The sequence below is a fragment of the Pseudomonas sp. 18.1.10 genome (assembly GCF_024655625.1).
Taxonomy (GTDB): Bacteria; Pseudomonadota; Gammaproteobacteria; order Pseudomonadales; family Pseudomonadaceae; genus Aquipseudomonas.
This window is the reverse complement of sequence record NZ_JANLGL010000473.1, coordinates 1-654: the sequence shown is the minus strand read 5'-3', so window position 1 is coordinate 654 and position 654 is coordinate 1. Positions and strand designations below refer to the sequence as shown.

Sequence of the window (654 nt, the reverse complement as noted above, 5' to 3'; positions counted from 1 at the left end):
TCGGGCCGCAGATGATTACGCCGTTTTCCACCACGACTTGGTCGGCGACGGTCAGGGGGCAGTTGCCACCTTGGGCGGCGGCGAGGTCGATGACCACTGAGCCGGGTTTCATCTGCGCAACGGTGTCGGCGCTGAGCAGAGTCGGCGCTTTGCGGCCCGGGATCAGTGCAGTGGTGATGACGATGTCGGCCTGCTTGGCGCGTTCGTGCACGGCCAGGGCCTGGCGCTGCATCCAGCTGGTTGGCATCGGGCGGGCGTAACCACCGACGCCGACGGCGCATTCGCGTTCTTCATCGGTTTCGTAGGGCACGTCGACGAACTTGGCGCCGAGGGATTCGATCTGCTCTTTTACGGCCGGACGTACATCAGACGCTTCGATCACCGCACCCAGACGTTTCGCCGTGGCGATGGCCTGCAGGCCCGCAACGCCAGCGCCGAGGATCAGCACGCGGGCTGCCTTAACGGTACCGGCGGCGGTCATCAGCATCGGCATGAAGCGCGGATAGTGATGCGCGGCGAGCAGCACGGCCTTATAGCCGGCGATGTTGGCCTGGGACGACAGCACGTCGAGGCTCTGGGCCCGCGAGGTACGCGGCGCAGCTTCGAGGGCAAAGGCGGTGATGCCGCGCTCGGCGAGCTTGGCGATGGTTTCGT

The 654-nt window shown here is 66.1% G+C and carries 1 pseudogene; it reads right to left on the bottom strand.

What is annotated here, in order from left to right:
• Nucleotides 1–654 (bottom strand): annotated as a pseudogene (locus NUV89_RS29760) (NAD(P)(+) transhydrogenase (Re/Si-specific) subunit alpha); the annotation flags it as partial.